31 protein-coding genes are annotated in these 24,543 nt (G+C 69.7%); 28 read left to right on the top strand and 3 right to left on the bottom strand.

Features of this window, described 5'->3' with window-relative positions; translation table 11 throughout:
- Nucleotides 1-2: 2 nt before the first annotated feature.
- From OH146_RS08115 to OH146_RS07985, 27 genes are all read left to right on the top strand, one after another.
- Complete coding sequence (locus OH146_RS08115; protein ID WP_265159256.1) at nt 3-311, top strand: hypothetical protein; 309 nt, start codon at nt 3-5, stop codon at nt 309-311.
- Nucleotides 312-450: 139 nt separating this feature from the next.
- The gene (locus OH146_RS08110) at nt 451-792 is read left to right on the top strand and encodes a flagellar basal body rod protein FlgB (RefSeq protein ID WP_265159254.1); all 342 of its coding nucleotides are present in this window, start codon (nt 451-453) and stop codon (nt 790-792) included.
- On the top strand, nt 792-1,184 hold the full coding sequence (locus tag OH146_RS08105; protein WP_265159252.1) for a flagellar basal body rod protein FlgC: 393 nt from the start codon (nt 792-794) through the stop codon (nt 1,182-1,184). Before OH146_RS08110 ends, OH146_RS08105 begins: the two co-directional genes overlap by 1 nt.
- Nucleotides 1,184-1,519: a flagellar hook-basal body complex protein FliE gene (gene fliE, locus OH146_RS08100; RefSeq protein WP_265160712.1), complete on the top strand. Its 336-nt coding sequence runs from the start codon at nt 1,184-1,186 to the stop codon at nt 1,517-1,519. The genes OH146_RS08105 and fliE overlap by 1 nt, the downstream gene beginning before the upstream one ends.
- Entirely contained in the window at nt 1,519-3,162 is a 1,644-nt protein-coding gene (gene fliF / locus OH146_RS08095; protein ID WP_265159250.1) for a flagellar basal-body MS-ring/collar protein FliF, read from the top strand. The genes fliE and fliF overlap by 1 nt, the downstream gene beginning before the upstream one ends.
- On the top strand, nt 3,159-4,178 hold the full coding sequence (gene fliG / locus OH146_RS08090) for a flagellar motor switch protein FliG (RefSeq protein WP_265159248.1): 1,020 nt from the start codon (nt 3,159-3,161) through the stop codon (nt 4,176-4,178). Before fliF ends, fliG begins: the two co-directional genes overlap by 4 nt.
- Nucleotides 4,168-4,770: a FliH/SctL family protein gene (locus OH146_RS08085; protein WP_265159246.1), complete on the top strand. Its 603-nt coding sequence runs from the start codon at nt 4,168-4,170 to the stop codon at nt 4,768-4,770. Before fliG ends, OH146_RS08085 begins: the two co-directional genes overlap by 11 nt.
- Complete coding sequence (locus OH146_RS08080) at nt 4,767-6,104, top strand: FliI/YscN family ATPase (RefSeq protein ID WP_265159245.1); 1,338 nt, start codon at nt 4,767-4,769, stop codon at nt 6,102-6,104. Before OH146_RS08085 ends, OH146_RS08080 begins: the two co-directional genes overlap by 4 nt.
- Nucleotides 6,101-6,541, top strand: a complete 441-nt coding sequence (locus tag OH146_RS08075) for a flagellar export protein FliJ (protein ID WP_265159243.1) — start codon at nt 6,101-6,103, stop codon at nt 6,539-6,541. The genes OH146_RS08080 and OH146_RS08075 overlap by 4 nt, the downstream gene beginning before the upstream one ends.
- Nucleotides 6,542-6,543: 2 nt before the next feature.
- Entirely contained in the window at nt 6,544-8,043 is a 1,500-nt protein-coding gene (locus OH146_RS08070; protein ID WP_265160710.1) for a flagellar hook-length control protein FliK, read from the top strand.
- A gap of 25 nt (nt 8,044-8,068) precedes the next feature.
- On the top strand, nt 8,069-8,494 hold the full coding sequence (locus OH146_RS08065) for a flagellar hook assembly protein FlgD (protein WP_265159241.1): 426 nt from the start codon (nt 8,069-8,071) through the stop codon (nt 8,492-8,494).
- A gap of 34 nt (nt 8,495-8,528) precedes the next feature.
- Nucleotides 8,529-9,698 carry a flagellar hook protein FlgE gene (locus OH146_RS08060; RefSeq protein WP_265159239.1) on the top strand — a complete coding sequence of 390 codons (1,170 nt, stop codon included), beginning with the start codon at nt 8,529-8,531 and terminating at the stop codon, nt 9,696-9,698.
- A 239-nt stretch (nt 9,699-9,937) separates the two neighbouring features.
- Nucleotides 9,938-10,261 (top strand): flagellar FlbD family protein, encoded by a 324-nt coding sequence (locus OH146_RS08055; protein WP_265159237.1) that lies wholly within the window; start codon nt 9,938-9,940, stop codon nt 10,259-10,261.
- A complete protein-coding gene (locus OH146_RS08050; RefSeq protein WP_265159235.1) occupies nt 10,261-11,094 on the top strand; it encodes a motility protein A in 834 nt (277 codons plus the stop codon). The genes OH146_RS08055 and OH146_RS08050 overlap by 1 nt, the downstream gene beginning before the upstream one ends.
- Nucleotides 11,091-11,894, top strand: coding sequence for an OmpA/MotB family protein (locus OH146_RS08045; protein WP_265159233.1), 804 nt, complete (start codon nt 11,091-11,093; stop codon nt 11,892-11,894). Before OH146_RS08050 ends, OH146_RS08045 begins: the two co-directional genes overlap by 4 nt.
- 43 nt (nt 11,895-11,937) lie before the next feature.
- The gene (locus OH146_RS08040) at nt 11,938-12,834 is read left to right on the top strand and encodes a flagellar motor switch protein FliM (protein ID WP_265159231.1); all 897 of its coding nucleotides are present in this window, start codon (nt 11,938-11,940) and stop codon (nt 12,832-12,834) included.
- Between the two features lie 30 nt (nt 12,835-12,864).
- Entirely contained in the window at nt 12,865-13,581 is a 717-nt protein-coding gene (gene fliN, locus OH146_RS08035) for a flagellar motor switch protein FliN (RefSeq protein ID WP_265159229.1), read from the top strand.
- The gene (locus tag OH146_RS08030) at nt 13,559-14,014 is read left to right on the top strand and encodes a FliO/MopB family protein (protein ID WP_265159227.1); all 456 of its coding nucleotides are present in this window, start codon (nt 13,559-13,561) and stop codon (nt 14,012-14,014) included. Before fliN ends, OH146_RS08030 begins: the two co-directional genes overlap by 23 nt.
- Nucleotides 14,011-14,811, top strand: a complete 801-nt coding sequence (fliP, locus tag OH146_RS08025) for a flagellar type III secretion system pore protein FliP (protein WP_265159225.1) — start codon at nt 14,011-14,013, stop codon at nt 14,809-14,811. Before OH146_RS08030 ends, fliP begins: the two co-directional genes overlap by 4 nt.
- On the top strand, nt 14,811-15,086 hold the full coding sequence (fliQ, locus tag OH146_RS08020) for a flagellar biosynthesis protein FliQ (RefSeq protein ID WP_265159223.1): 276 nt from the start codon (nt 14,811-14,813) through the stop codon (nt 15,084-15,086). Before fliP ends, fliQ begins: the two co-directional genes overlap by 1 nt.
- A 37-nt stretch (nt 15,087-15,123) precedes the next feature.
- A complete protein-coding gene (locus OH146_RS08015) occupies nt 15,124-15,843 on the top strand; it encodes a flagellar biosynthetic protein FliR (RefSeq protein WP_265160708.1) in 720 nt (239 codons plus the stop codon).
- Nucleotides 15,843-16,988: an EscU/YscU/HrcU family type III secretion system export apparatus switch protein gene (locus OH146_RS08010; protein ID WP_265159221.1), complete on the top strand. Its 1,146-nt coding sequence runs from the start codon at nt 15,843-15,845 to the stop codon at nt 16,986-16,988. The genes OH146_RS08015 and OH146_RS08010 overlap by 1 nt, the downstream gene beginning before the upstream one ends.
- Complete coding sequence (locus OH146_RS08005) at nt 16,985-19,033, top strand: flagellar biosynthesis protein FlhA (RefSeq protein WP_265159219.1); 2,049 nt, start codon at nt 16,985-16,987, stop codon at nt 19,031-19,033. Before OH146_RS08010 ends, OH146_RS08005 begins: the two co-directional genes overlap by 4 nt.
- Complete coding sequence (locus tag OH146_RS08000) at nt 19,008-20,009, top strand: hypothetical protein (protein WP_265159217.1); 1,002 nt, start codon at nt 19,008-19,010, stop codon at nt 20,007-20,009. The genes OH146_RS08005 and OH146_RS08000 overlap by 26 nt, the downstream gene beginning before the upstream one ends.
- Nucleotides 20,010-20,018: 9 nt before the next feature.
- Nucleotides 20,019-20,279, top strand: a complete 261-nt coding sequence (locus OH146_RS07995) for a carbon storage regulator (RefSeq protein ID WP_265159215.1) — start codon at nt 20,019-20,021, stop codon at nt 20,277-20,279.
- Nucleotides 20,276-20,575 (top strand): rhodanese-like domain-containing protein, encoded by a 300-nt coding sequence (locus tag OH146_RS07990; RefSeq protein WP_265159213.1) that lies wholly within the window; start codon nt 20,276-20,278, stop codon nt 20,573-20,575. The genes OH146_RS07995 and OH146_RS07990 overlap by 4 nt, the downstream gene beginning before the upstream one ends.
- A 98-nt stretch (nt 20,576-20,673) precedes the next feature.
- The gene (locus tag OH146_RS07985) at nt 20,674-21,225 is read left to right on the top strand and encodes a putative immunity protein (protein WP_265159211.1); all 552 of its coding nucleotides are present in this window, start codon (nt 20,674-20,676) and stop codon (nt 21,223-21,225) included.
- A 56-nt stretch (nt 21,226-21,281) separates the two neighbouring features.
- Here OH146_RS07985 and OH146_RS07980 read toward each other — a convergent pair whose 3' ends face one another.
- Genes OH146_RS07980 through OH146_RS07970 form a run of 3 tightly spaced genes read right to left on the bottom strand, consistent with a single transcriptional unit; the run spans nt 21,282 to nt 23,499 of the window.
- A complete protein-coding gene (locus OH146_RS07980) occupies nt 21,282-22,046 on the bottom strand; it encodes an amino acid ABC transporter ATP-binding protein (protein WP_265159209.1) in 765 nt (254 codons plus the stop codon).
- Nucleotides 22,033-22,701, bottom strand: a complete 669-nt coding sequence (locus OH146_RS07975; RefSeq protein WP_265159207.1) for an amino acid ABC transporter permease — start codon at nt 22,699-22,701, stop codon at nt 22,033-22,035. Before OH146_RS07975 ends, OH146_RS07980 begins: the two co-directional genes overlap by 14 nt.
- 6 nt (nt 22,702-22,707) lie before the next feature.
- A complete protein-coding gene (locus OH146_RS07970; RefSeq protein ID WP_265159206.1) occupies nt 22,708-23,499 on the bottom strand; it encodes an amino acid ABC transporter substrate-binding protein in 792 nt (263 codons plus the stop codon).
- 128 nt (nt 23,500-23,627) lie between these two features.
- Here OH146_RS07970 and OH146_RS07965 point away from each other — a divergent pair, with 128 nt between their 5' ends.
- Nucleotides 23,628-24,533 (top strand): serine/threonine-protein kinase, encoded by a 906-nt coding sequence (locus OH146_RS07965; RefSeq protein WP_265159205.1) that lies wholly within the window; start codon nt 23,628-23,630, stop codon nt 24,531-24,533.
- The last annotated feature ends 10 nt before the right edge of the window (nt 24,534-24,543 follow it).

Raw genomic sequence — 24,543 nt, 5'->3', positions numbered from 1 at the left:
CCATGGAGACCACCATCACCGCCTCGACCTACACCGCGTGGGTCGACGCCCTCGACGCCCTCGAGCGAGAGCTCGACTGGGCCGAAGACCTCGCGCGGGCGCGCAGCGACTCGTGGATGCCGCCCGTCGGCCTCGGCGTGTTGCCTGCCGAACTCGTCGAGCGGGCGACACGCATCCTCACCGCGCAGCGCGACCTCATGCGACAGCTCGAGGATGAGCGACGCGAGGCGGGGCGACACCTCGCCGCGCTGCGGAGCGTTCCATCGACGCTGTCAGCCGAAGCATCCGTGTACCTGGATGTCGCGGGCTGAGTAGCACCGCGAAGACACAAAAACTGAATAGCACCTAACGGCTGAGGCACTGCTGCCGATAGCTGAAGAAGAGCAGGGATCGCTCGCCCCGAAGGCCATGGATCGGCCGGAACCACACCGACCATGAAACGGGACGACCGTGTTCGAATCTGTGACGTCGCTCGCGCTCAGCAGCGCCCTCGACGGACTCTCGCAGCGCCAGCGTGTGATCGCCAACAACATCGCCAACGTCAACACGCCGAACTACAAGGCGCAGCGGGTGCTGTTCGAGGATGCGCTCGCGAAGTCGGTTGAGAACGGCAACGGCTCCGTCGTCGCCACCGTCGCCGACTCGCTCGAGCCCACGCGCCTCGACGGCAACAACGTCAACCTCGACACCGAGACCCTCTCCAACATCGACACGCTGCTGCGCTACCAGTTCGCGGCGCGCGCCGTCGAGGGGCAGTTCACAAGCGTCCGCACGGCCATCAGGACCAGCTGATGACCTTCGACGCAATCGGCATCGCCGGCACCGGGCTCACGGTGCACCGCAAGTGGCTCGACGCCGTCTCCGACAACCTCGCCAATGTCAACACGGTGCGCGCGAGCGACGAGGAGGCATTCCGTGCCCGCTACGTCGTCGCTCAGGCGGGCGAGGGCACGACAGGCGTCTACGTGCAGGGTGCCGCCTACGGCGACGCTGAGGGGCGGCTCGTCTACGAGCCCGAGCACCCCCTCGCCGACGAGGCCGGCTACGTGCGCTACCCCGAGATCGACATGGCGAGCCAGATGGGTCAGCTCATCATGGCGCAGCGCGGCTACCAGGCGAGCGCGGCCGTCGTCGACCGTGCCAAGGAGGCCTACCAGGCCGCGATCCAGATCGGACGTGCATGATGACCATCCCCGCGATCGGAGCCGTGCAGGCTGCAGGGCCCTTCAGCATCGGAGAACACGACCTGTCGATCCGTGGTGCGCTCGCGGCAGCATCCGGAGCCGCGTCGACGGATGGCGCCGCCTTCGGAGAATCGCTGAGCGGTGCCATCGACGGGCTGCAGCAACTGCAGTCGACCTCCAACGAACTCGCCATCAAGGCCGTCACGGGTGACCTTGACGACATCCACGACGCGACGATCGCCTCCACACGGGCCGCCGTCACGCTCGAACTCATCGCCGCCGTGCGCAACAAGGGCGTCGAGGCGTTCAACGAGATCATGAGGATGCAGGCCTGATGCCCACCCAGGTCACGTCAGCATTGCGCCGGCTCGTCGGCGCCATCCGCGAGTTCACGATCGCCCAGCGCACGCTCGCGCTCATCGGCGTCGGGGTGCTCGTGCTCGGCGCCGCCGGGCTCGGCCTGTGGCTCAGCCGGCCCTCATACACGCCGCTCTTCACGGGGCTCGCCGCCGCCGACGCCAGCACGATCGTCGAGCAGCTGCGTGCCGACAACGTGCCCTACGAGCTCACCTCGGGCGGCGCGACGATTCTCGTGCCCGAGGAGCACGTCTACGAGCAGCGACTCAAGGCCGCCTCGGCGGGGCTGCCCTCCTCCAGCACGGGCGGCTACTCGCTGCTCGACGACATGGGCGTTACCTCCTCTGAGTTCCAGCAGTCTGTGACCTACAAGCGTGCCCTCGAGGGCGAGCTGGCGTCGACGGTTGCCGCCCTCGACGGAGTGCGCACGGCATCCGTTCGCCTCGCGATCCCCGAGGAGACCGTGTTCGTGGCACAGACGGCGGCCCCGACCGCATCCGTCTTCGTCGAGACCGACCGCGGCGTGACCCTCACGACCGACCAGGTCGAGGCGATCGTGCACCTCACCTCCGCCTCCATCGAGGGGATGAAGGCCACGGATGTCGCGGTCATCGATGCGGCCGGCACCGTGCTCTCGGCCGTGGGTGTGGGGGCGTCGGGTTCCACGACGCAGCAGGCCTCCGACCACGAGGCGCGCGTGCAGACGGCCGTGCAGGCGATGCTCGACCGCGTCGTCGGTCCCGGCAACGCGAGCGTCGTCGTCGCCGCTGACGTGAGCTACGAGTCGGCGGAACGGCTCGAGGAGTCGTACACGGTGCCCGAGGACAACCCCGCGCTCAACGAACAGATCGACCGCGAGACGTACCAGGGCGGCGGCGAGGGTGCCGTGGAAGGTGGAGTGCTCGGCCCCGACAACATCGCGGTGCCCGACGCTGAAGGCGGAGCCGGCACCTACGAGAGCGAGTCCACGAGTCGCAACAACGCCGTCAACAAGGTCACAGAGTCCCGCACGATCCCCGCGGGCTCCATCACCCGCCAGACCGTCTCCGTCGCCGTCAACGAGGATGCCATCGGCGGGCTCACGGTGCCCGCTATCCGCGAACTTGTCGCCGCAGCCGCCGGCATCAACGACGAGCGGGGCGATGCCGTCGCCGTCGAGGTCGTGCCCTTCAACGCGACAGGAGCGGCCGCCGCGGCCGAGGCGCTCGCGGCCGCGGAAGCCGCCGCTGCAAGTGAACGGTGGATGTCGCTCGCGACCGTCGCGGTCATCGTCGCGGGCATCGCCCTCCCCATCATCATCGGGCTCGTCATGCTGAATCGGAACCGTCGCCGCGCCCGCGACGCGGGAGAACTGCGTCAGCTCTCCGACATCCTCGAGGGCACGACCATGCCGATGCAGCTCCCCGTGCCCTCCGCACCGGCAGCGGTCGCCGCCGCCCCGGCCGCTCCCGTGCTGCCGCAGGGTGGCGGGGCCGCAAACGATGCAGCGGCGTTGGCAGCGGCAGCGGCGTCGCAAGAGGCAGACCGGCGTCGCGCCGAGATCGAGGCGCTCGCCGCATCCGATCCCAAGCGCACCGCCGACTACCTGCGCGGCCTCATGGATGACGTGAGGGCGCCATGACCGACGTGCAGCTGGGCCTCACCGGCACTCAGAAGGTCGCCGTCGTGCTCATGAACATGGCACACGAGCGGGCGGCCGAAGTGCTGGGGCAATTCACGGAGGCGGAGGCGGAGGAGATCGTCGCCGAAATCGTGCGGATGAAGCGTGTCGACGCAATCGTCGCCGACCGCACCCTCACGGAGTTCCACGACCTCACGATCCGCGGCGCCACCAACGCCCGAGGCGGACGCGACATCGCGGTCGGACTGCTCGAGGCATCCTTCGGCGCCGAGCGCGCCGCCGGTGTCATGAACCGGGTCGCCTCCTCGATGGCGGGCAAGGCGTTCGAGTTCATCGAAGCGGCCGAGCCGGGGCAGATCGTCTCACTCCTTGACGGCGAGCTGCCGCAGACGGTCGCCCTCGTGCTCGCACACCTTCGCCCCGAACAGGCCTCCTCCATCCTCTCGGGGCTCGAGGAATCGCGCCGCACCGAGGTTGCCCACTGCATCGCCACCATGAGCAGCGCGGCGCCCGAGGCGATCCGCGTTGTCGCCGACACGCTCAAGGGCCGCGCCGGCGCCGTCGTCTCCACACGCGACGCCGTCGAGATCGTCGGCGGCGTGCAACCACTCGTGGACATCATCAACCGCTCGAGCGTCGCGACCGAGAAGGCCCTCCTCGAAGCGCTCGACGAGCGCGACCCCGACCTCGCAGAAGAGGTGCGGTCACGGATGCTCACCTTCGCCGACATCGTCAAGCTCGAGAAGCGCGACGTGCAGCAGGTGCTGCGCGGCATCGACGCCTCCGTGCTTGCCATCGCCATGAAGGGCACGACGGAGAACGTCATCGAGGTCATCCGCTCCAACCTGTCGGAGCGCAACCGCGAGATCCTCGACGACGAGGCGACCGCTCTCGGACCTGTTCGGCTCTCCCAGGTGGAGGAGGCGCGCGCCCAGATCGTGCGCGCCATCCGCGACCTCGAGTCGGAGGGCGTCATCACCGTCCAGCGCGCCGAGGAGGAGGATCTTGTCTACTGAGGCCGCGTTCTCGCCGCTCCACTTCCCCGCGCTCGGCAGCACCCCCGGGCTCGTCGAGGAGCAGGCCCGCACCCGCGGTTACGCCTCCGGCTACGCCGCCGGCATGCGCGCGGCCGAGCAGACCCTCCGCACCGAGCGGGCGGCCGCCGCCGCGGAACACGCCAGGCTCATGGACGAGGGTCGGGCCCGCATCGACTCGCTCGCCGCGCTGCTCACGGCCGCCGTCGACGCCGTCGGAGCCCGCGTGGCGCCCGTGCTCGAGGAGGCGCAGAAGCAGCTCGCCGCGGCATCCGTCGACCTCGCCGAGACCATCATCGGCGTCGAACTCGCCGACGGACCCACGAGTGCGCGCGCCGTCGTCGAACGGGCCCTGCGCGATGTCGACCCCGCCGTCGTGCTCAGCGTGCGCGTGCACCCCGAGACCCTCGCCGCCCTCGACGAGGCGGCCCTCGTGGACGGCCTCAACTACAGCGCCGACCCCGGGCTCGCCCCCGGCGACGCCATCGTCGACTTTCCCGACGGCTACCTCGACGCACGCATCGGCGCCGCCGTCGCCCGGGCCCGCGCCGCACTCGCGGAGGGGCACGCATGACCGCCGGCACGAGCATCCGCCCCACCCTCATAGCAGGCCTGGCCGCCGCCGCCCGCGCTGGCCGTCCGCAGCGCGTCGGGCGGGTCTCGTCGATCGTCGGGCTCGGCCTCGAGGTCGCGGGCATCGACTGCGCCATCGGTGAGCTCGTGACCATCGGTGAGGAGGCTGGCGTCGACGCCGAGGTGATTGCGACAACCCGCACCGGCGTGCGCTGCATGCCCCTCTCCCGCCTCACGGGTGTGATCCCCGGCGCGCCCGTGCGCCCCGCCGGTCGCCCCATGCTGGTTCCCACCGGGCGGGGCCTGCTGGGCCGCGTGCTCGACGGGCTCGGCCGCCCCATCGACGGCAAGGGGCCGCTGGATGCCCCGGGCTGGGTGGCCCTCGACAAGGACACGCCGCCCGCCATGCAGCGCGCCCGCATCAACACACCTCTCGCGCTCGGCGTGCGCGTGCTCGACACGCTCACGGCGGCAGGACGCGGGCAGCGCCTCGGCCTCTTCGCGGGTTCCGGGGTCGGCAAGTCGTCGCTGCTCTCCATGATCGCCCGCGGCACGGAGGCCGAAGTGAGCGTCATCGCGCTCGTGGGGGAGCGTGGCCGCGAGGTGCGGGAGTTCCTGGAGGACGATCTCGGCGCGGAGGGTCTCGCCCGCTCGATCGTCGTCGTCTCCACCTCCGACGAGCCCGCCCTCATGCGGCTGCGCGCGGCCTTCGTGGCAACCCGCATCGCGGAATCATTCCGCGACGCGGGCGCCGACGTCATGCTCATGATGGACTCCCTCACCCGCGTCGCCATGGCGCAGCGCGAGATCGGACTCTCCGTGGGCGAACCGCCCGCCACCCGCGGTTACCCGCCCTCCACCTTCTCCCTGCTCGCCCAGCTGCTCGAGCGGGCCGGCACCGCGGCATCCGGATCCGTCACGGGCATCTACACGGTGCTCGTCGATGGCGACGACCACAACGAACCGGTCGCGGATGCCGCGCGCTCGATCCTCGACGGACACGTCGTGCTCGACCGCGCCCTCGCCGTGCAGGGGCACTTTCCCGCCATCGATGCGCTCGGCTCCGTCTCACGCGTGGCCGGTCGTGTGACCTCCCCCGAGCAGGCGCGCGCCGCGACCGCCCTGCGCCGCGTGCTCTCCGCCCGCCGCTCAGCCCGCGACCTGCTCGACGTCGGCGCCTACCAGCGGGGCAGCAACCCCCTCGTGGATGCCGCGGTCGACAACGAGGCCGCGATCGCCGCCTTCCTGCAGCAGGGCATGGACGAGCGTTGCGGCGCCGGCGAATCGTGGCGGCGACTCGACGATCTCGTCAGGACTCTGGGGGTCGCAGCGTGAGCGACGGCAAGAACTTCTCCCTCGCCGGCCTGCTGCGGCTACGCCAGGTGCAACAGGAGCTCGCGGCAGGCAAGGTCTCGACGGCGCGCGGCAGGCTCGATGCCAACGCGGCAAGCATCGAGCGGGCGCGTATCGCCCTCGGCGCGAGCAGCACCGATATCACGAGCACCGCGACCCTCTACGCGGTCGCCGCCGGCCGCGCATCCCTGCGCAGCACCCTCGCCGACCTTGAGGCGCTCGAGACGACCCTCTTGGCCGAGGTGCAGGCCGCGGCGGAGGAGTTCGGGCGGGCCCGCACGAGCGCGATCGGGCTCGAGAAGCTCGAGAAGAAGCACGCCGAGGAGCTCGCCGCCGAGGAGATCAAGGCAGAGCAGGACGCGCTCGACGAACTCACCATCACCCGCTGGCACCGCGACGGCGAAGGGACGACACCGTGAACATGCTGACCGTCATGGCAGGGGCGGGCGCGACACCGCGCGCCGCGGCATCCGCTGCACCCGGAGAGGGCGACGCCTTCGAGAAGGTGATGCGCGAGGCCGTCGAGGCGACCGTCTCCGGCCCCCTCGGCGAAGGTGAGAGGTCGAACTCTGCGCCTCCCGAGGGCGGGGATGAGCAGAATGTGGCCCCGCAGGAGGCTGTGGATGTCGCGCCGGAGGGCACGGGCACGGGCACGGGCGGCGCATCGGCACCAGCTCTGCCTGTTGCGGCCGTACCGGCGTCGGCCCTGCCCGCTGCAGTCTCGCTGGCCGCTTCGCCCGCCGGGCAGTCACACGAGACTGCAGAAACGGGCGTTTCCGAGCCCGAAACGGCCCGTTTGCGCAGTCTCGGGGGGCAGCCGGATGCCGCCGCGACGGCGGCGTCCGAGACGCCACGGCTGGTCGTGCCGCACGAGCTTGCCGCGAGTGCACTGCGGAACATGGCGAAGGGGAACGCGACCACCGCGTCGAACGCGAGGGGAGACGCCGACCCCGCTCCGGTCGCCCCCAGTGCCGCACCCGCGCCAACGGATGCCGCGACCCCCGTCGGCACCGAGACCGAGCGCGCCTCCCAGGCAGGACCCGCAGGCGTTGCCGGGACCCCCATGTCCGCCACGGTGACCGCCGCGGCGACGGCCACGGGAGCCGACAGCGCCGCCACGACAACAGCCGCGCCCGCTGCGGCTGCGTCCACCAGCACGGTGCCAAGCGCCAGCGCACCCAACGCGTCGGCGGCGACCGTGGCCGGGACGACCGTGGCCGGGACGACCGTGGCCGCGGCGACCGAGGCCGCGACGACCGAGGCCGCACCGGCTGCTCGCGTGCCGGCGCAGTCCGCCGACCCGGCCGCGGCGGGGCGCTCAGTGAATGCAGCCGACGCGAGCGCCCCCACAACCCTCCCCGCGAGCACGCCCGCAACACCCCTTCAGCCGAGCGCCACCGCCTCAGCCGCACCGACGCCCGCCCCCGCACCGGCCCCCGTGCCGCAGGGCTTCGCGGCGCAACTCACGCGCCCCATCGCGCAGCTGCGCACCGCGGGCTCGGGCGAGCACATCATCACCGTCAACGTCACGCCCGAGAACCTCGGCCCCGTGACGGTTCGCGCGCACATCGGCGCCGACGGCATGCGCATCGAACTGCACTCCGCAAGCGACGCCGGTCGCGACGCCCTCAAAGCGATCCTCGGCGACCTGCGCCGCGACCTCGCGAGTCTCGGCGTGCACACGCCGTCGCTCACAGCTGGCGGCGGGCAGCAGGGGCACGCGCAGAGCCAGGGCCAGCCGTCGGCGACGCTCGACCTCGCCGGTGGCGAGACGGGCGGCGGGCGCGAGCCGCGCGACCCGGATGCTGCGGGCCGCGGTTCATCCGCGGGTGACCCGACCCCCGGCCCTCAGCACGGCACGCCCACCTTGACGGACGGCGTGAGCCGTGACATCCGCGACCGCATCGACGTGCTCGCGTAGCACCCAGCACACAGACAGGAAACCCATGACGATCGACGCCATCTCGGCCACCCAGGCCACAGGCATGTACACGGGCACCACGGGGACGCGTGAACCCAAGCAGGTGATGGACAGCGAGGTGTTCCTGTCGCTGCTCGTCACGCAGCTCGCCAATCAAGACCCGAGCTCGCCCATGGACACCAACCAGATGATCAGCCAGACCACCCAGCTCGCCTCGATGGAGCAGCTGACCACGCTGACGACCCTGAATGAGGAGAACTTCTCGCTGCAGATGAGGATCGCCGCGGCATCCCTCGTCGGCAAGGAGGTCTCCTACGAGAAAGACGGCACGACCGTGACGGGCATCGCCGACTCGGTCTCCTTCGCGAACTCCGTGCCCACTGTCTCCATCAACGGGGTCGACGTCGACCTCGACCGCATCTCCGGCGTCACGACGACCCCGGCCACCTGAACCTCACGAACCCACCACTGAAAGGGCAACCACCATGCTTCGCTCGCTCTACTCCGGAATCTCCGGCCTTCGCTCGCACCAGACCATGCTCGACGTGACCGGCAACAACATCGCCAACGTCAACACGACCGCGTTCAAGTCATCGGCGACGCAGTTCCAGGACACGCTCTCGCAGCTCACGCAGGGTGCCGCGGGCCCCCAGGCGGAGCAGGGCGGCACCAACCCCGCCCAGATCGGCCTCGGCGTGCGCGTCGCGGGCATCTCCACGAACTTCGCGCAGGGTTCGGCCCAGGCGACCGGGCGCTCGACCGACATGATGATCTCGGGCGACGGCTTCTTCGTGACGCGCTCGGGAGCGGACATCCTCTACACCCGCGCCGGCAACTTCGACCTCGACGCCCAGGGCCGGCTCGTCACCGCCGACGGCGCGATCGTGCAGGGCTGGGCGGCGCAGGACGGCGTCGTGCTCGACGGCGGCGCGATCGGCAACATCAGCCTGCCGCTCGATGGCATCTCCCCCGCGGTCGCGACGACCAGCGCAACCTTCGGCGGCAACCTGCCCGCGGAGGCCGAGGTCGGCACCGAACTGGTGCGTGACGTGCAGGTCTTCGACGCCGACGGTAACGCCAGCACCCTCACCTTCACTTTCACCCGCTCCGCCGCAGGCTGGGATGTCTCCGCCACCGACGGCGTCACGACGGGCACCGACTCCCTCGAGTTCACGGATGGCGAGCTGACGGCGGGCGGCTCCGTCACGGTCGGCGGAATCACAGTGGACATGTCGTCCCTCACCGGCTTCGCGGGCCTCACAACGGCCTCCGTGACCGGCCAGGACGGCCGCAAGGCGGGCACCCTGCAGTCCTTCACCCTCGCGGCTGACGGCACCCTCGTCGGCTCTTTCAGCAACGGCGCCTCCCAGGCGGTTGGCCGCATTGCTCTCGCCAACTTCGCCAACCCGGGCGGCCTCGAGAAGGCCGGCAACTCCTCCTACCGCGCGACCTTCAACTCGGGCAACGCCGAGCTCGGCACGGCGGGCAACGGCGGACTCGGCGAGCTCACGGCCGGTGCGCTCGAGATGTCCAACGTGGACCTCTCGCAGGAGTTCACCAACCTCATCGTGGCGCAGCGCGGCTTCCAGGCCAACGCCCGCATCATCACCACCTCCGACGAGGTGCTGCAGGAGCTCACCAACCTCAAGCGCTGATCGATCCCACCTCCCGGGGGGCGTGCACGTCGTTCGCGACGGGCGCGCCCCCTTTTTTCGTGTGCCGCGCCCCTCGTTGTGCAGGAGATCTTTGCCGACACGCCGACTCTCGGATGTCGCATCCGGGGTGTCGCGAAAGATCTCCTCCCGAAGCCCCGCCCCGCCTAACGGATGCCCCGCCCCGGCCGATAGTGATCTCTGCAGGCCCAGGATGGGCGGCATCAGTACAAGACCTATGGATGGGCACGATGATTGTTGTCACGCGTTTGAACGATCGCCAGTTCGCGATCAACCCTGACCTCATCGAGCGCATCCATGCGAGCCCCGACACGACCCTCATCATGGTCGATGGTGCCAAGTACATCGTGACCGAGTCGATGACCGAGGTGATCGAGCGGATCGCCGCCTACCGTGCCCGCGTCATCGCCCTCGCACACACGAGCGGCGCGAGCGACCCTGCTCCGCCGCACCTGGGCTTGGTCTCGGAAGCGCACGATGGTGACGAGGACGACGAGCCCGAAACCCCCGCGGATGTCGCGCCCTTCGCCCCGAGGAAGATCTGATGGACCTCGCAACCATCATCGGCATCGCCCTGGCGTTCGGCTCGCTCTACGCCATGATCACGCTCGAGGGCGCGCACGTCAGCTCGCTCCTGCTGCCCGCCCCCATGATCCTTGTCTTCTTCGCCACGATCGCGATCGGGATCGCGGGAGGCACGATCAAGGACGCCATTTCTTCGTTCAAGATGGTCCCCTCGGCCTTTCGGGGTCGCACCTTCAAGCCTCAGGCGGTCATCGACCAGGTCGTCGGGCTGGCCGAGAAGGCCCGCAGCGAGGGTTTGCTCTCGCTCGAGCAGGAGGCCGACAAGGTCGACGACCCCTTCCTGAAGGGCGCGCTGCAGAACATCGCCGACGGCACGGATGGCGAGGAGTTGCGCGTCATGCTCGAGGACGAGATCGAGTCACGCGCGAGTGTGGGCCGCACGGCGTCGAAGTTCTTCGGCTCGCTCGGCGGCTACGCACCCACCGTCGGCATCATCGGCACGGTCGTCTCGCTGACGCACGTGCTCGAGAACCTGTCGGAGCCCGACGAGCTGGGCCACATGATCGCCGCCGCCTTCGTCGCCACCCTGTGGGGACTCCTGTCGGCGAACTTCATCTGGCTGCCGATCGGCACCCGCATCCGTCGCCTCAACGATATCGAGCAGGAGCGGATGACGCTGCTCATGGAGGGCGTCCTGGCGGTGCAGGCGGGCAGCCAGCCGCGACTGCTGGGTGAGCGGCTCAAGGCGATGGTGCCCGCGGAGTCGCTCGGCAAGTCGAAGGACGGCAAGGGCAAGGGCAAGGGCAAGGGCAAGTCGAAGGGTGGACAGGTGCCCGCCCAGGAGGCGGCATGAGTCTCTCGCGCCGCCGCAAGAAGCACGAGGAGCCCGAACACGAGGGCCCCGATGAGCGGTGGATGGCCTCCTACATGGACATGGTCACGGTGCTCATGTGTCTCTTCATCGTGCTCTTCGCGATGTCGGCGGTCGACCAGGACAAGTACGTCCAGCTGCGCAACTCGCTCGCAACGGGCTTCGGCCAGGTGGAGTCGGAGGAGACGGATGTCTCGGCCGGCGTCGTCGTGCCTGCCGAGCTTGTCGAGGAGGAGGGTGAGGGGTTCACCGACATCGAGCTCGCGCTCGAGGAGGTCGAGGAGCTGGAGGAGCTGAGGGAGCAGATCCGGTCGAGCCTGGCGGCGAGCGGACTCGAGCACACCGTGTCGTTCACGATCGACGAGCGCGGGCTCACGGTGCGTCTCGTCGGCTCCGAGACGTTCTTCGACACCAACAGCATCGCCCTCGCCCCCACCGCGATCGGTGTGCTGAACGCGAGTGGACCCCCCATCGCCACGAGCCCCTACAGTGTGTCGATCGAGGGCCACGCGGATGGGCGGCCCGCGATGGCACCGTACCCGACCAACTGGGAGCTCGCGTCGGGGCGGGCGACGGCCGTGCTGCGCTACCTCGTGGAGGCGACGGGGGTGCCGGCGACCCGCATCGGGGCGGTCGGTTTCGGTTCGGCCCGGCCACTCGTGGAGGAGGTGTCGCCCGAGGCGCAGGCGACCAACCGTCGCGTCGACATCGTCGTGCTGTCGGCGCTGCCGGAGGCGGTCCGGTCGCTCATCCCGGGCCTCGTGGCGGAGGGGGCTGGATGACGCGCTACTAACGCTCGCCCCTGCCCTGCCGATAGTGCGTGGTGTGACGGTCCAGAAACACGCAGGCGCGAGCGTCCCTTCGCGCGCCTCCGGCACGGTCGAGGTCTATGACTTCCGCCGCCCGACGACTCTCGTGCGCGAACATTCGCGTGTGCTCGAGCTCGCCTTCGAGACATTCGCCCGCCAGTGGGGCACGCAGTTGACGGCGAAGGTGCGCGTCGTCTCCAACGTCACCTGCACGCAGGTGCTCATGTTCACCTACGACGAGTACGCGGCGGCGCTGCCCCCGACGACGGCCATGGTGCTCCTGAATGTCGAGGGTGTCACGCCGCGCGCCGTCATCCAGTTCCCGACCTCGGCGGCCCTCACCTGGGTGAGCTGCATGCTGGGCGGCCGCGGCATCGTGGTCGAGGAGGAGCGTCAGTTCACGCAGATCGAGCAGGCCCTTGTGCGCCGGCTCATGGAGGACGCCCTCGAGGATCTGCGCTATTCCCTCGGAGCACTGCTGGTGCGCCGCATCTCGATCGACAACTTCCAGTACAACTCGCAGTTCGCGCAGGCCGCCGCCATGACGGATCTCATGATCGTGGCGAGCTTCACCATCAAGGTGGGGGAGTCGCAGTCGGTTGCGACGGTCGCGATGCCCTCCGAGGTGCTGCTGCCCCAACTGGGCGAGGCAAACCCCACCGTTTCTGTCGAGGACGCCCCGCGTCTCCTGCGTGAGCAGATCGTCTCGACCCCCGTCTCGGTGTCGCTGCGCCTCGAGCCTGCCATGATGCGCCCCTCTGCCGTGCTCGATCTCGCGGTCGGCGACATCCTTCCCCTGCCCCACCCGCAGCACCGACCTCTCGAGGTCGCCGTCGAGGGCACCCCGCTCGCCCGCGCCGCCGTCGGCGCGAACGGTTCGCGTCTCGCCTGCGTCGTCATCGAGACCGACTGACTTCTTCCCACCCCGCTCCCGGAGAACACCATGGCCACCAGCAACACCATCACCAGCTCGAGCACGACGGCCGCCGTCGAGGCCCTCGTGCAGCATCTGCCCACGACGGGCGTCCTGACGCCCGCGCCGATCGCGTCGGGGCGCACAGCATCCGCCCACGCCACCACGGCGCTGACCGCGTCGTTCGTCGGAACCCAGGCGGCGGATGTCGCGCTCGTGCTGCTCGACGCCCAGACCCTGCACGACGCGGCCGGCAGCGACACGGTCGTCTCGCCCGGCGACGTCGTGCGACCGGCCCTCGAGGCGGCGACGGAGGTGCTGGGCACGGGTGTGCTCGGCGAGGTCACGCAGGCGGATGCCACTTCACTCTTCATGGACCGCACCTCGACGGTCTTCGAGCTCACGGCGGGCGCCGAGCCCGTCGGATGGTTCGCGATCCGCATCCGCGAGGGCGGCGCCATCGTGGGCGCGAGCCGCAAGTCAAGCGACGAGGTCGTGGGCAAGCTGGGTCGCATCAACAACGTGGAGATGGCGCTCACGGTGGAGATCGGTCGCACCCGCATGTCCGTGCGCGACGTGTTGGGGCTCGAGCCGGGTGCCGTGATCGAGCTGGACCGTTCCGCGGGCTCCCCCGCCGACATCCTGCTCAACGGTCGACTGATCGCCCACGGGGAGATCGTCGTCATCGACCAGGACTACGCGGTACGCATCACGACCATCCTCGATGTCGCGGACGGGCTCGCCTGACATGGAGACCCTCATGATCGGGCTGCGGGTGCTCGTGAGCCTCGGCGCGGTGCTCGCCCTACTCTGGTGGTTGCACCGTCGGCTCTCCTCGGGCCCGCGCGCGACCAAGGTCAACCCCGTGACGGTCGTGTCGAAGCAGGGCATCGCTGCGAAGGCATCCGTCGTCGTGATCGATGTGGAGGGCTCGCGGCTCGTGCTCGGCGTCACGGAGCAGTCGGTGAGCGTGCTGCAGACGACGGAGGCACCCGCGCCGGCGGAGGAGTTCGCTGCGTCGATGGATGCTGCGCTCGCGAGCCCCACTCCCGTCAGGGCTCCCGTGCCGATCGCCGCCTTCAACCCTGCCCAGTTCGGGCAGAAGAGCCCCATCGCCGGTTCGATCCTCTCGCTCGACACGTGGCGGCAGGCCGCCACAACGCTGAGGCGCGCGCGGTGAAGGCTCTCCCGCCCGCGGTGCTGCGCAACGCGGCCCTCGTCGCCGTCGCCGTCGCGGCGCTCGCCGTGACGCTGAACCTCGGTGCCGCCCCCGCCTACGCGGAGGGCGAGATCAACCCCTTCGATGAGGGCGTCGGCGGCGTCTCGGTCGAGATCAACGGACCCAACGGCACGCCGTCGTCGTCGATCGTCACCCTCATCGGCATCACGCTGCTCTCGGTCGCCCCCGCGCTGCTGCTCATGATGACCTCGTTCACCAAGATCTTCGTGGTGCTCGCGATGACCCGCAACGCGCTGTCGCTGCCGAGCATCCCGCCCAACCAGGTGCTCGCGGGGCTCGCGCTCTTCCTCAGCCTGTTCATCATGGCGCCCGTCGTGGGGGAGATGAACGAGCTCGGGGTGCAGCCCTACCTGCAGGGGAGCATGACGTTCTCGCAGGCGTTGGAGGCGGCATCCGCCCCCCTGCGTTCCTTCATGCTCTCGTTCACCCGCGAGGAGGACCTGGCGCTCATGACCCGGGCGGCCGGCCTCGAGAACCCGGAGGACCCGTCGACGGTCGAGCTCACGACCCTCATCCCCGCGTTCATGATCTCGGAGCTGCGGGCTGCGTTCATCATCGGCTTTGTCATCTTCGTGCCGTTCCTCGTGATCGACCTGGTCGTCGCCGCGGCCCTGATGTCGATGGGCATGATGATGCTCCCGCCCGTCATGATCTCGCTGCCCTTCAAGATCCTGCTCTTCGTGCTGGTCGATGGTTGGGGCCTCATCATCACCTCCCTCATCGAGAGTTACGCCTGATGGATGCCAGTGCCGTCCTCGACATCGGGATGCAGGGGCTTCTCGTCGCGGCAAAACTCTCCGCCCCCGTGCTCGTGACCGCCCTCGTGGTGGGCTTCGCGATCTCGCTCCTCCAGTCGATCACCCAGATCCAGGAGGTGACGCTCTCCTTCGTGCCGAAGGCGGCCGCCGTCGGGGTCGCGCTGCTCGTGACGGGTCACTGGATGATCAGCGAGATCGTCGGCTTCACGCACCGCATCTTCGAGATGATCCCCGCGCTCCTGGGCGGAGGATGACGTGGTCACGCTCGAGCTCGCGTGGTTGGAGGCGGTCATGCTGGCCGCGGTGCGCATGACGGCGTTTGTCGTGATCGCGCCGCCGTTCTCCTACCGCGGTTTCCCTGCTCGGGTGAAGGCGATGCTCGCGGTCGGCCTCGCGCTCGCCGTCTCCCCGCGGGTCACGGCCGACTATGTCTCCCTCGACGACGCCGCCTTCTTCGGTGCGCTCGTGCAGGAGCTGCTGACGGGTGCGCTCCTCGGCTTCCTCGTCTACGTCATCTTCTCGGCCGTGCAGTCGGCCGGTGGGCTCATCGACATGTTCGGTGGCTTCCAGATGGCGCAGGCCTACGACCCCGGCTCGATGATCAACGGCGCGCAGTTCTCTCGCCTCCTCCACATGTCGGCCCTCGCGCTCATGTTCAGTTCCGGTGCCTACCTGCTCATCATCTCGGGCCTCACGCGCTCCTTCACCGCCCTGCCGCTGGGCAGTGCGATCGACCTTGCGGCATCCGCCGAATCCATCGTCCTGGCGGTCTCGGAGATGTTCCTCGCGGCCGTGCAGATCGCCGGGCCGCTCCTGGTCGTGCTCTTCCTCGCGGATGCCGGCCTCGGCCTCCTCACCCGGGTCGCGCCGGCCCTCAACGCCTTCGCGCTCGGCTTCCCGCTCAAGATCTTCCTGACCCTCACCCTCTCGGTCGTTGTCTTCACGGCACTCCCCGGCGTCGTCGCGGGTCTCACCGACGGTGCCGTCGACACCCTGCTGGGGGTGAGGTGATGGCTGAGGAACCCACGGGCGAGCGGACCGAGAAGGCCACCGAGAAGCGCATGAAAGAGGTGCGCGAGAAGGGGCAGCTCTCCAAGTCGCAGGACCTCACCGCCTGGCTCGGCATCGGCGCCGCCGCCATCATGATCCCCGCGACGATCGCGCTCGGCTCGACCGCTGCAACCGAGCAGATGTTCGCTGTCGCCCGGGTCGCGGGTGCGGCCGACCCGCTCGCCGCCGTTGAGGCACTCTGGTCGGGGATGGGTTCCGTGCTCGCGACGCTCGGTCCCATGCTCGTCGCGGTGCTCGTCGTCGTGGTCGTCGGCGCGGTCGCGCAGGGCGGCGTGCACCTCAAGAAGTTCACCCCCAAGGTGGAGCAGTTCAACCTCGTCACGGGCATGAAGCGCACCTTCGGCACGCAGGCGCTTTGGCAGGGGGCGAAGGCGCTGCTCAAGACGGTCGTCGTCGGCCTCGTGCTGTTTGTCGTCATCCAGAACCTCATGCCCGTGCTCATGGCCTCGGGCGGCAGTTCGGTGCACGCCGTGCTCGACGCGGCCGCGGGCGGCACGGCCGCCCTGCTGCAGTTCGCGATCGTCGCCGGTCTCGCGCTCGCCGCCGCCGACGTCTTCGTCGTGATGCGCCGCAACATGAAGAAGACGCGCATGACCAAGAAAGAGGTCAAGGACGAGCACAAGAACACTGACGGCGACCCGCTCATCAAGGGCCAGCGGCGCTCCCGGCAGCTCGCCATGAGCCGCAACCGTATGATCGCGGCGGTCGGCGATGCGGATGTCGTGCTCGTCAACCCGACGCACGTCGCGGTCGCGCTCAAATACGAGCCGGGCAAGTCCGCTCCCCGCGTCGTCGCGAAGGGTTCCGGCCTCATCGCCACGCGCATCCGCGAGGAGGCGGACGCGAAGGGCGTGCCCATGGTGCGCGATGTGCCCCTCGCCCGCGCTCTCCACGCCGAGTGCGAGATCGGGCACGAGATCCCCGTCGAGCGCTACGACGCCGTCGCCCGCGTGCTCGCCTTCGTCATGGCCCTCAAGAAGCGGGGTGCCGCCGCCGGAACCCACGTGATGGCCCAGCCCGCGGCATCCGTCACCTCATCGCCCCCTGGAGGGGGCGCCCTCACCGCAGCGAAAGGTCACGCATGAAACAGAACCTGAAGATGCTCGCCGTGCCGATCGGCGTCGTCGGCATCCTGCTGCTGCTCGTCGTGCCGGTGCCCTCCGTGCTGCTCGACACGCTCATCATCGTCAACATCCTCTTCGCGCTCGTGATCCTCCTCACGAGCATGTTCGTGAAGAAGCCGCTCGACTTCTCGGTGTTCCCCTCGCTGCTGCTCGTCGCGACCCTCTTCAGGCTCGGCCTCAACGTTGCGTCGACCCGTCTCGTGCTGGGCGACGGCTACGCGGGCCAGGTCATCGAAGCCTTCGGCAATGTCGCCGTCGGCGGCTCGCTCATCATCGGCGCCGTCGTCTTCCTCATCCTCATCGTCATCCAGTTCGTCGTCGTCACGAAGGGTGCTGAGCGTGTCGCCGAGGTCGGTGCGCGCTTCACCCTCGACGCCATGCCCGGCAAGCAGATGGCGATCGACGCCGACCTCAATGCGGGGCTCATCACGGATGTCGAGGCGCGCGAGCGTCGCGCCGCCGTCTCCGCCGAGGCCGACTTCTACGGCGCCATGGACGGCGCCTCAAAGTTCGTCAAGGGTGACGCGATCGCGGGCATCGTCATCATCATCATCAACGTCATCGGCGGTATCGCCATCGGTATGGTGCAGCGGGGCATGGAGATCGGCGAAGCCGTCGAGACCTACACGCTCCTCACGATCGGCGACGGCCTCGTCACCCAGATCCCCGCCCTGCTCATGGCCGTCTCGACCGGCATGATCGTCACGCGCGCCAACACCGACTCCGAGATGGGTTCGACCGCCTCGCAGCAGCTCACGCAGTCGACATCGGCGCTGCGGATCGCCGGCGGCGCCGCGATCGTCATGGGCATCATTCCCGGCATGCCCATCATCCCCTTCCTCCTCGTCGGCGTGACCCTCATCATCGCGGCCCAGCGCATCAAGGCGGCGGAGCGCGCGAAGCAGCTCGCCGAGGAGCAGGCCGCCCTCGAACCGGCGGCACCCAAGCCCGACACCCCCGAGGAACTCATCGAGCAGATGCGGGTCCACGCGCTCGAGATCCAGCTCGCCCCCGACCTCGTCGACCTCGTGACGGGCGCATCCGATGACCTCCTCGCGCGCGTGCGCGCCCTGCGTCGCAAGATCGCCCTCGACCTCGGGGTCGTCGTGCCACCCGTGCGCACCCGCGACAGCGTCGAACTGCCGAGCGGCACCTACGTCATCCGCATCGCGGGTGTCGAAGCGGGCCGCGGCATCGCCCCCCGCGGTCGCGTTCTCGCCCTCGGCGACAGTCTCGACTCGCTCCCCGGCACGAGCACGGTCGAGCCCGTCTTCGGCCTCGCCGGCAAGTGGGTGCCCGCCGAGATGCGACACAGTGCCGAGCTCGCCGGCGCCACCGTGATCGACCGCGTCTCGGTGCTCGTGACCCACCTCTCCTCGCTTGTCACCGGCAACGCGGCGCGACTCCTCAGCCGTGAGGATGTCCGCGTGCTGACGGAGGGCGTCAAGCAGGTCAACCCCTCCGCCGTTGACGAGCTCGTGCCGTCGCTGCTGAGCCTCGCCGAGGTGCAGCGGGTGCTGCAGGGGCTCCTTGCCGAGCAGGTCGCCATCAATGACCTCCCCCGCATCTATGAGGCGCTCTCGCTGCGCGCCAAGGTGTCGACCGACCCCGAGGGGCTCATCGAGGCGGCCCGCGCGGCACTCGGGCCCGCCCTCCTCAGCCGTCACCTCGACGGTGCCCTCCTGCGCGTCATCATGATCGACCCCGTGCTGGAGCAGTCCATGCTCGAGAGCATGCGGCCCTCCGAGCTCGGCACCCAGCTGCTGCTCGACCAGAACGCGATCGAGAGCATCCTCTCCTCGCTCAAGGAGACCGTCGCGCGGCTTGAGGCGGCGGGCAACTCGGCCGTGCTCGTGTGCGCTCCCGCGCTGCGGCCTGCCGTGCGCCGGCTCGTCTCCGCCCAGTCCAACGGGCTCCCCGTGCTCTCCTACCAGGAGGTCACGAGCGCGAACGCCGACATCGAGACGGTGGGGGTGATCCGTGTCGCCGCGCAGATTCCGGCTTGACGGTAGCTCCCTCGGCGACGTGAAGCGCCGCGTCGCGGAGGAGCATGGCCCGAATGCCCGCATCATCTCGGTCGAGCAGATCACGACGGGCGGGGTGGGTGGATTCTTCGCGAGCCGCCGCTACGAGGTCACCGTCGAGGTGCCCGACACCCCCACCGCGGCCGCCGACGCACACGATCTCGGTGGCGCCCGACTCTCCGGCATCGCGGCACTCCTCGAGCGGGCCGACGCGGCGGAAGCGGATGCTGCGGAGTCGCCCCTCATTCCCCCCATCGGCACCGTCCTGCCCAAGATCACCACCCCCGACCCTGCCTTCGCGGCGCGCAGCGCCGCCGCGATCGGGGCGCCCGCCGGCAACGCTCCTGTAATCGACGAGTCCGAGTTGGTGTCGACCTCACGCCGCAGCTTCGCGGAAGTGCTCGACGAACTGCAGGCGGTCACGGAGCATGAGCGCGAGCATCCGCCCATCGCGGGGATGATCAGCTCGCGAAGCCACGCGGGCGTCTTCCCACCCTGCCCCCCGCTCGATGACGGGGCGGGCGACCTCGTCGTCGTCATCGGCCTCGGCGGGGACGCCCTCGCGGTCGCCCGCGCCATGTCGTTCACGGTGCAGGCGGAACTCGTCGTGAGCGGCGCCGCCGTCGGCGAAGGTCTCGAGCGTATCGACGGCCGCCGCGACGCCATCACGGTGCGGGCGAAGGGCGTGCACCGCGACCGCGTCGTGATCGCCGCCTTCGGCCTCAGCGGCACCGAGGGACTCGCCGCCCAGGCGGAGTCCGTCGCGGACCTCAAGCCCGACCAGGTGTGGTTCGCGGTCGACGCGGGGCGCAAGCACGACGACACCGCCCGCTGGGTCAAAGCCGTGACCGCCGTGCTGCCCGCGCACGCGGTCGCCGCCGTCGCCCGCGACACCACCAGCACGCCCGACACTGTGCGCGACCTTGGTATGCCTGTCACGTGGGCGTATGACGGTTAGGCTGGTCGAATGCTGGTGTTGACGCGCAAACCCGGGGAGCGAGTGCTCATCGGCGACGACATCGTCATCACCATCATCGAGAACCGCGGCGACGGCATCCGCATCGGCATCGACGCACCCCGCGGCATCCAGATCCAGCGGGCCGAGATCGTGCAGGCCGTCTCCGAGGCCAACGTCGAGGCGACCAATGTCAGCGCCGACGCCGAGGAGCGACTCAAGGCCGCGCTCGGACTCGTGGCGCCGCCGCCAGCGGAAGACTCCAACAAGTGAGAGAACTCTCCGTCACGGATGTCGCGGCCCTCGACTCCCCCGTGATCCTCGACGTGCGCGAGCTGGACGAGTATCGCGCGGTGCGGGCACCCGGGGTCTTGCACATCCCCATGGGCGAGATCATGGAGCGGGTCGACGAGATCCCCGTCGATGAGACCGTCTACGTGATCTGTGCCGTGGGCGGGCGGAGCGCCCGCGTCGCCCAGTACCTCGAGTCCCGCGGCATCGACGCCGTCAACGTCGAGGGCGGCACGATCGCGTGGCAGCAGGCGGGCCTCCCGGTCGAGCGCGGCTGACGCCCCACATCGAGTTGCCCACTTCGAACGTTTCCGACGGCTTCTAAACAGCAGAAGTGGGCAACTCGAAGCGAGAGGGGCTGTGCAAGACTGCGGGGATGGCATCCCCGCAGGCCCTCAGCGAGACGGACCGCCGCACTGTTGCAGCCTGGGCAGCGGACTGCGCGGAGCGAGTGCTTTTCCTGTTCGAGGCCGAGGCGCCTGAGGATGGGAGGCCTCGTGAGGCGATCGCTCGCGCTCGGGCCTACGCCCGGGGTGAGTTGGATTCTGCGGGGGAGATACGCCGCCGATTCGTCGCAGGTCGAGCTGCCCAGTCAGTCACCTCTTCCGCGGCAGTGGCTGCCGCCCGCTCGGCCGCTCAAGCCTCCGGCGTGGCCCATATGGGCGCACACGCCCTCGGGGCCGCCGCCTACGCAGCGAAGGCCGTAGGGCTTGCCGGCGCGCGCGGAGACAGCGACACGAGTGATGAGGTCGCATGGCAGGTCGAACACATGAGCCCTGAGGTAAGAGCGGCCCTGGCGGCCCTGCCGCCGCTGGGGGAGGACCCCGCCGGCCCACTCGGGTCGGGGCTGCTCGCATCCGGAGTGCTGGGTTCGGTCATCCGTGACATCCAGGGCAGGGTCGGTAGCACGTCTCTGCGGAGACAGTAGGGCGGTGACTCCGCAGGTTGAGTAGGCCCGCCAGGGCCGTATCGGAAGCAACCCGGCTAGTGGTCGAGCAGGCGGTGCAGGAACTGGCGCGTGCGCTCCTGCCGAGGCGCGACGAGCACCTCGGAGGGCGGCCCGGCCTCCACGACTACACCCCCGTCCATGAAGACCACGTGGTCCGCGACATCCCGGGCAAAGCGCAGCTCATGGGTGACGAGCAGCATCGTCCAGCCTTCGGCGGCGAGCTCCCGGATGGCCGCAAGCACGTCGCCCACCAGCTCAGGGTCGAGTGCCGAGGTCGGCTCGTCGAAGAGCAGCAGGCGGGGCTTGAGGGCGAGGGCGCGCACGATCCCCACGCGCTGCTGCTGGCCGCCCGAAAGCTCGGCGGGGAAGGCATCGCGCTTGTCGGCGAGCCCGACGCGCTCGAGGAGGGCAAGGGCGTCGGCCGTGGCATCCGCCCTCGCGCGCTTCTGCACGCGGACGGGGCCCTCGATGACGTTCTCGAGCACGGTGCGGTGGGGGAACAGGTTGTAGTGCTGGAACACCATCGCGCTGTGCTCGCGCAGCCCGGCGACTGCGGCGCGCGGGGGCCTCTTTGCGAAGTCGACGGCGTCGGCGCCCTCGAAGGTCAGGACTCCCGCATCCGGAACCTCGAGGCCATTGAGGCAGCGCAGAACGGTCGTTTTGCCCGAGCCGCTCGGCCCGATGAGGGCGACCACCTGGCCGCGGTCGATGTCGAGATCAATGCCCTTCAACACCTCGACCTGGCCGAAGCGCTTGTGCAGGCCCCGCACGCCCAGGAGAGGCTGCTCACGTGGCGACATGACGGTCAAGCCTCCTCTCAAGCGCCGACTGCCCCGCGGAGAGCACGACGCAGATCACCCAGTAGATGAATGCGGCCTCGATATAGATGACCATGAACTCCTGGCTGAAGGCCGCGATCTCCTGCGTCTGGCGGAAGAGCTCCGTCACGAGGATGAGCGAGGCGAGCGAGGTGTCCTTGACGAGGCTGATGAAAGTGTTGGAGAGCGGCGGCACCGAGACGCGGGCGGCCTGCGGCAGGATGACGCGGCCGAGCGTCTGCGCGGGCGACATCCTGATCGTGTACGCAGCCTCCCACTGCCCGCGCGGCACCGAGAGGATCGCGGCTCTGATGACCTCAGCCGCGTAGCCGCCCACATTGAGCGAGAAGGCGACGATCGCGCTCGGCCACGGGTCGACGAGCACTCCGATCGACGGGAGCCCGTAGAAGACCACAAAGAGCTGCACGAGCAGGGGAGTGCCGCGGATGATCGACACGTAGCCGCGCGCGATGCCCGAGACCACCCGCACCTTCGACAGGCGCATGAGCGCGACGCCGAGCGCGATCACGAGCCCAAGCGCGAAGGAGATCAGCGCGAGGGGGATGGTTCCCGTGATGGCCCCGCCGACGAGCGGCAGGAACGACCTCAGGACGAGGTCCCACAGCGACTCACCCACAGTGCGCTACTCGGAGACGTCCTCGCCGAAGTACTTCTCCGAGATCTCGGCGATCGTGCCTTCGGCCCGCAGCTCGGCGAGGGCTTCGTTCACGGCATCGCGAAGCTCCGTGTCACCCTTCGCGAAGGCGAACGCGGAGAGCGCGGGGTCGTCGGTCTCCGCAGCGATCTCGAGTGGGGCATCCGGTTCCTGCTGCAGGTAGTCGAGGTAGGTGAGCCGGTCGTTGATGGTGGCGTCGACGCGTCCCTGCTCGAGCAGCGCAACCGACTGGGCCCACCCCTCGACCGCCTCGACCTGCGCGCCGGCCTCCTGCGCCAACTGGTACCAGTTGCTCGTGAGCGACTGGGCCGTCGTCTTGCCCTCGAGGTCGTCGAAGGAGCGGATGCTCGTGTCCCCCTCGCGCACGACGATCACGCCGGGGCTCACGGTGTAGGGCTCGGAGAACTCGTAGGCCTCCTGCCGCTCGGGGTTGATCGAGACCTGGTTGGCGATCATGGAGAAGCGGCCCGCCTCGAGGCCCGCGAAGATCGCATCCCACTGCGTCTCCTCGAACTGTGCCTCGACGCCGAGCTTCTCGGCGACCGCCTGCGCGAGCTCGACGTCGTAACCGATGAGGTCGCCCGTGCCCTCCTCGTGATAGCTGAAGGGGCGATAGGTGCCCTCCGTGCCGATCACGATCGTGCCGGCCTCCTCGATCGCCTCGAGTTCGCTTGCCGCATCGCCGTCGTCACCGCCGCAACCGACCAGGGTGATGGATGCCGCCGCCAAGGCCAGCGTCGCGAGAGTCTTCTTCAGCATGGTTCTCCTCCGTGTGTGTCGCCACGGTATGCGCAGATGACTGGGGGGCGCATGAGTGTTTCGCGGCAGGGCTTCCAACGGGCCGCGATGCCGGGCTATTCCGGGCGCGCTGAGGTAACCATGGACGTATGGACATCGAGGATGCCGCGGCCGAGGTCTATGGCGCGCCCCTCGGCGACTTCACGGCGCGCCGCACTGCGCTCGCTGCCGAGGCGAAGTCCGCGGGTGACAAGGAACTCGCCCGCGCGATTGCAGGCCTGCGCAGACCCACGACGGCGGCGTGGGTCGTCAACATGCTTGCCCGTCATCGCGCCGAACGGGTCGCCGAGATCGTCGAACTCGGCGCGCAGCTCCGCGACGCACAGGACGCCCTCGACGCACCACGCCTGCGCGAGCTCGGCCGGCAACGCTCCGCACTCATCCGCGAGGTGACTCGCGAGGCCATCGCACTCGCGGAAGAACTCGGCACCGCAGCATCCGCCACCCTCAGTGAGGAGGTCGCCCAGTCGCTGCAGACCGCGATGACCGACCCGGATGCCGCGGCCCTCGTCGCTTCGGGAACCCTCGTCCGCCCGATCACCGCGGCGGGGTGGGGTCTCGACGAGGGTGGCGACGTGATCGCCTTCCCCACGGCGGCGCAGCGGGCCGGACGGCGTGCGGAGTCGAAGCCCCCGAAGCAGGCCCCCAAGAAGCAGGGAAAGCGGCAGGATGCCGCGCGCGCCTCTCAGGAGGCGGCGCGGGAGGCGACGGAGCGCGAGTTCGCCGAGGCGGAGGAGGCACTCGCGGCAGCGCGGGAGGAGGCGGAACGGCTCCGGGCCGACGCAGAAACCCTGGCCGAGCGGCGTGCGGCCCTGCGGGACGAGGTGCAGGAGTTGACGCGGCAGCTGCGGGAGGCCGAGGGCGAGCTGGCCGACGTGGAGGGGGAGGCCCGGGGCATCCGCCGCTCGCGTGACGATGCCAAGCGCGCCCTCACTGCCGCGGAGCGTGCGGTCGCCCGGGCCCGCACGCGCGTGGAGCGCACCTCGCGCGACTGATCGCCAACGC

This window comes from Homoserinimonas sedimenticola, from assembly GCF_026094475.1.
Lineage (GTDB): Bacteria > Actinomycetota > Actinomycetes > Actinomycetales > Microbacteriaceae > Homoserinimonas > Homoserinimonas sedimenticola.
This window is presented reverse-complemented; position numbering and strand designations above follow the sequence as displayed.

Bases quoted from the DNA above. Each gene is read 5' to 3' on its own strand.
- OH146_RS07965 (WP_265159205.1), top strand. From the start codon at position 23,628: ATGGACATCGAGGATGCCGCGGCCGAGGTCTATGGCGCGCCCCTCGGC.
- OH146_RS08115 (WP_265159256.1), top strand. From the start codon at position 3: ATGGAGACCACCATCACCGCCTCGACCTACACCGCGTGGGTCGACGCC.
- OH146_RS08015 (WP_265160708.1), top strand. From the start codon at position 15,124: ATGCTGGCCGCGGTGCGCATGACGGCGTTTGTCGTGATCGCGCCGCCG.
- OH146_RS07985 (WP_265159211.1), top strand. From the start codon at position 20,674: ATGGCATCCCCGCAGGCCCTCAGCGAGACGGACCGCCGCACTGTTGCA.
- OH146_RS08080 (WP_265159245.1), top strand. From the start codon at position 4,767: ATGACCGCCGGCACGAGCATCCGCCCCACCCTCATAGCAGGCCTGGCC.
- fliE (WP_265160712.1), top strand. From the start codon at position 1,184: ATGACCATCCCCGCGATCGGAGCCGTGCAGGCTGCAGGGCCCTTCAGC.
- OH146_RS08010 (WP_265159221.1), top strand. From the start codon at position 15,843: ATGGCTGAGGAACCCACGGGCGAGCGGACCGAGAAGGCCACCGAGAAG.
- OH146_RS07995 (WP_265159215.1), top strand. From the start codon at position 20,019: ATGCTGGTGTTGACGCGCAAACCCGGGGAGCGAGTGCTCATCGGCGAC.
- OH146_RS08060 (WP_265159239.1), top strand. From the start codon at position 8,529: ATGCTTCGCTCGCTCTACTCCGGAATCTCCGGCCTTCGCTCGCACCAG.
- OH146_RS07970 (WP_265159206.1), bottom strand. From the start codon at position 23,499: ATGCTGAAGAAGACTCTCGCGACGCTGGCCTTGGCGGCGGCATCCATC.
- OH146_RS08055 (WP_265159237.1), top strand. From the start codon at position 9,938: ATGGGCACGATGATTGTTGTCACGCGTTTGAACGATCGCCAGTTCGCG.
- OH146_RS08065 (WP_265159241.1), top strand. From the start codon at position 8,069: ATGACGATCGACGCCATCTCGGCCACCCAGGCCACAGGCATGTACACG.
- OH146_RS08005 (WP_265159219.1), top strand. From the start codon at position 16,985: ATGAAACAGAACCTGAAGATGCTCGCCGTGCCGATCGGCGTCGTCGGC.
- fliF (WP_265159250.1), top strand. From the start codon at position 1,519: ATGCCCACCCAGGTCACGTCAGCATTGCGCCGGCTCGTCGGCGCCATC.
- fliQ (WP_265159223.1), top strand. From the start codon at position 14,811: ATGGATGCCAGTGCCGTCCTCGACATCGGGATGCAGGGGCTTCTCGTC.
- OH146_RS08105 (WP_265159252.1), top strand. From the start codon at position 792: ATGACCTTCGACGCAATCGGCATCGCCGGCACCGGGCTCACGGTGCAC.
- OH146_RS08070 (WP_265160710.1), top strand. From the start codon at position 6,544: ATGCTGACCGTCATGGCAGGGGCGGGCGCGACACCGCGCGCCGCGGCA.
- OH146_RS08030 (WP_265159227.1), top strand. From the start codon at position 13,559: ATGTCGCGGACGGGCTCGCCTGACATGGAGACCCTCATGATCGGGCTG.
- fliN (WP_265159229.1), top strand. From the start codon at position 12,865: ATGGCCACCAGCAACACCATCACCAGCTCGAGCACGACGGCCGCCGTC.
- fliG (WP_265159248.1), top strand. From the start codon at position 3,159: ATGACCGACGTGCAGCTGGGCCTCACCGGCACTCAGAAGGTCGCCGTC.
- OH146_RS08050 (WP_265159235.1), top strand. From the start codon at position 10,261: ATGGACCTCGCAACCATCATCGGCATCGCCCTGGCGTTCGGCTCGCTC.
- OH146_RS07980 (WP_265159209.1), bottom strand. From the start codon at position 22,046: ATGTCGCCACGTGAGCAGCCTCTCCTGGGCGTGCGGGGCCTGCACAAG.
- OH146_RS08045 (WP_265159233.1), top strand. From the start codon at position 11,091: ATGAGTCTCTCGCGCCGCCGCAAGAAGCACGAGGAGCCCGAACACGAG.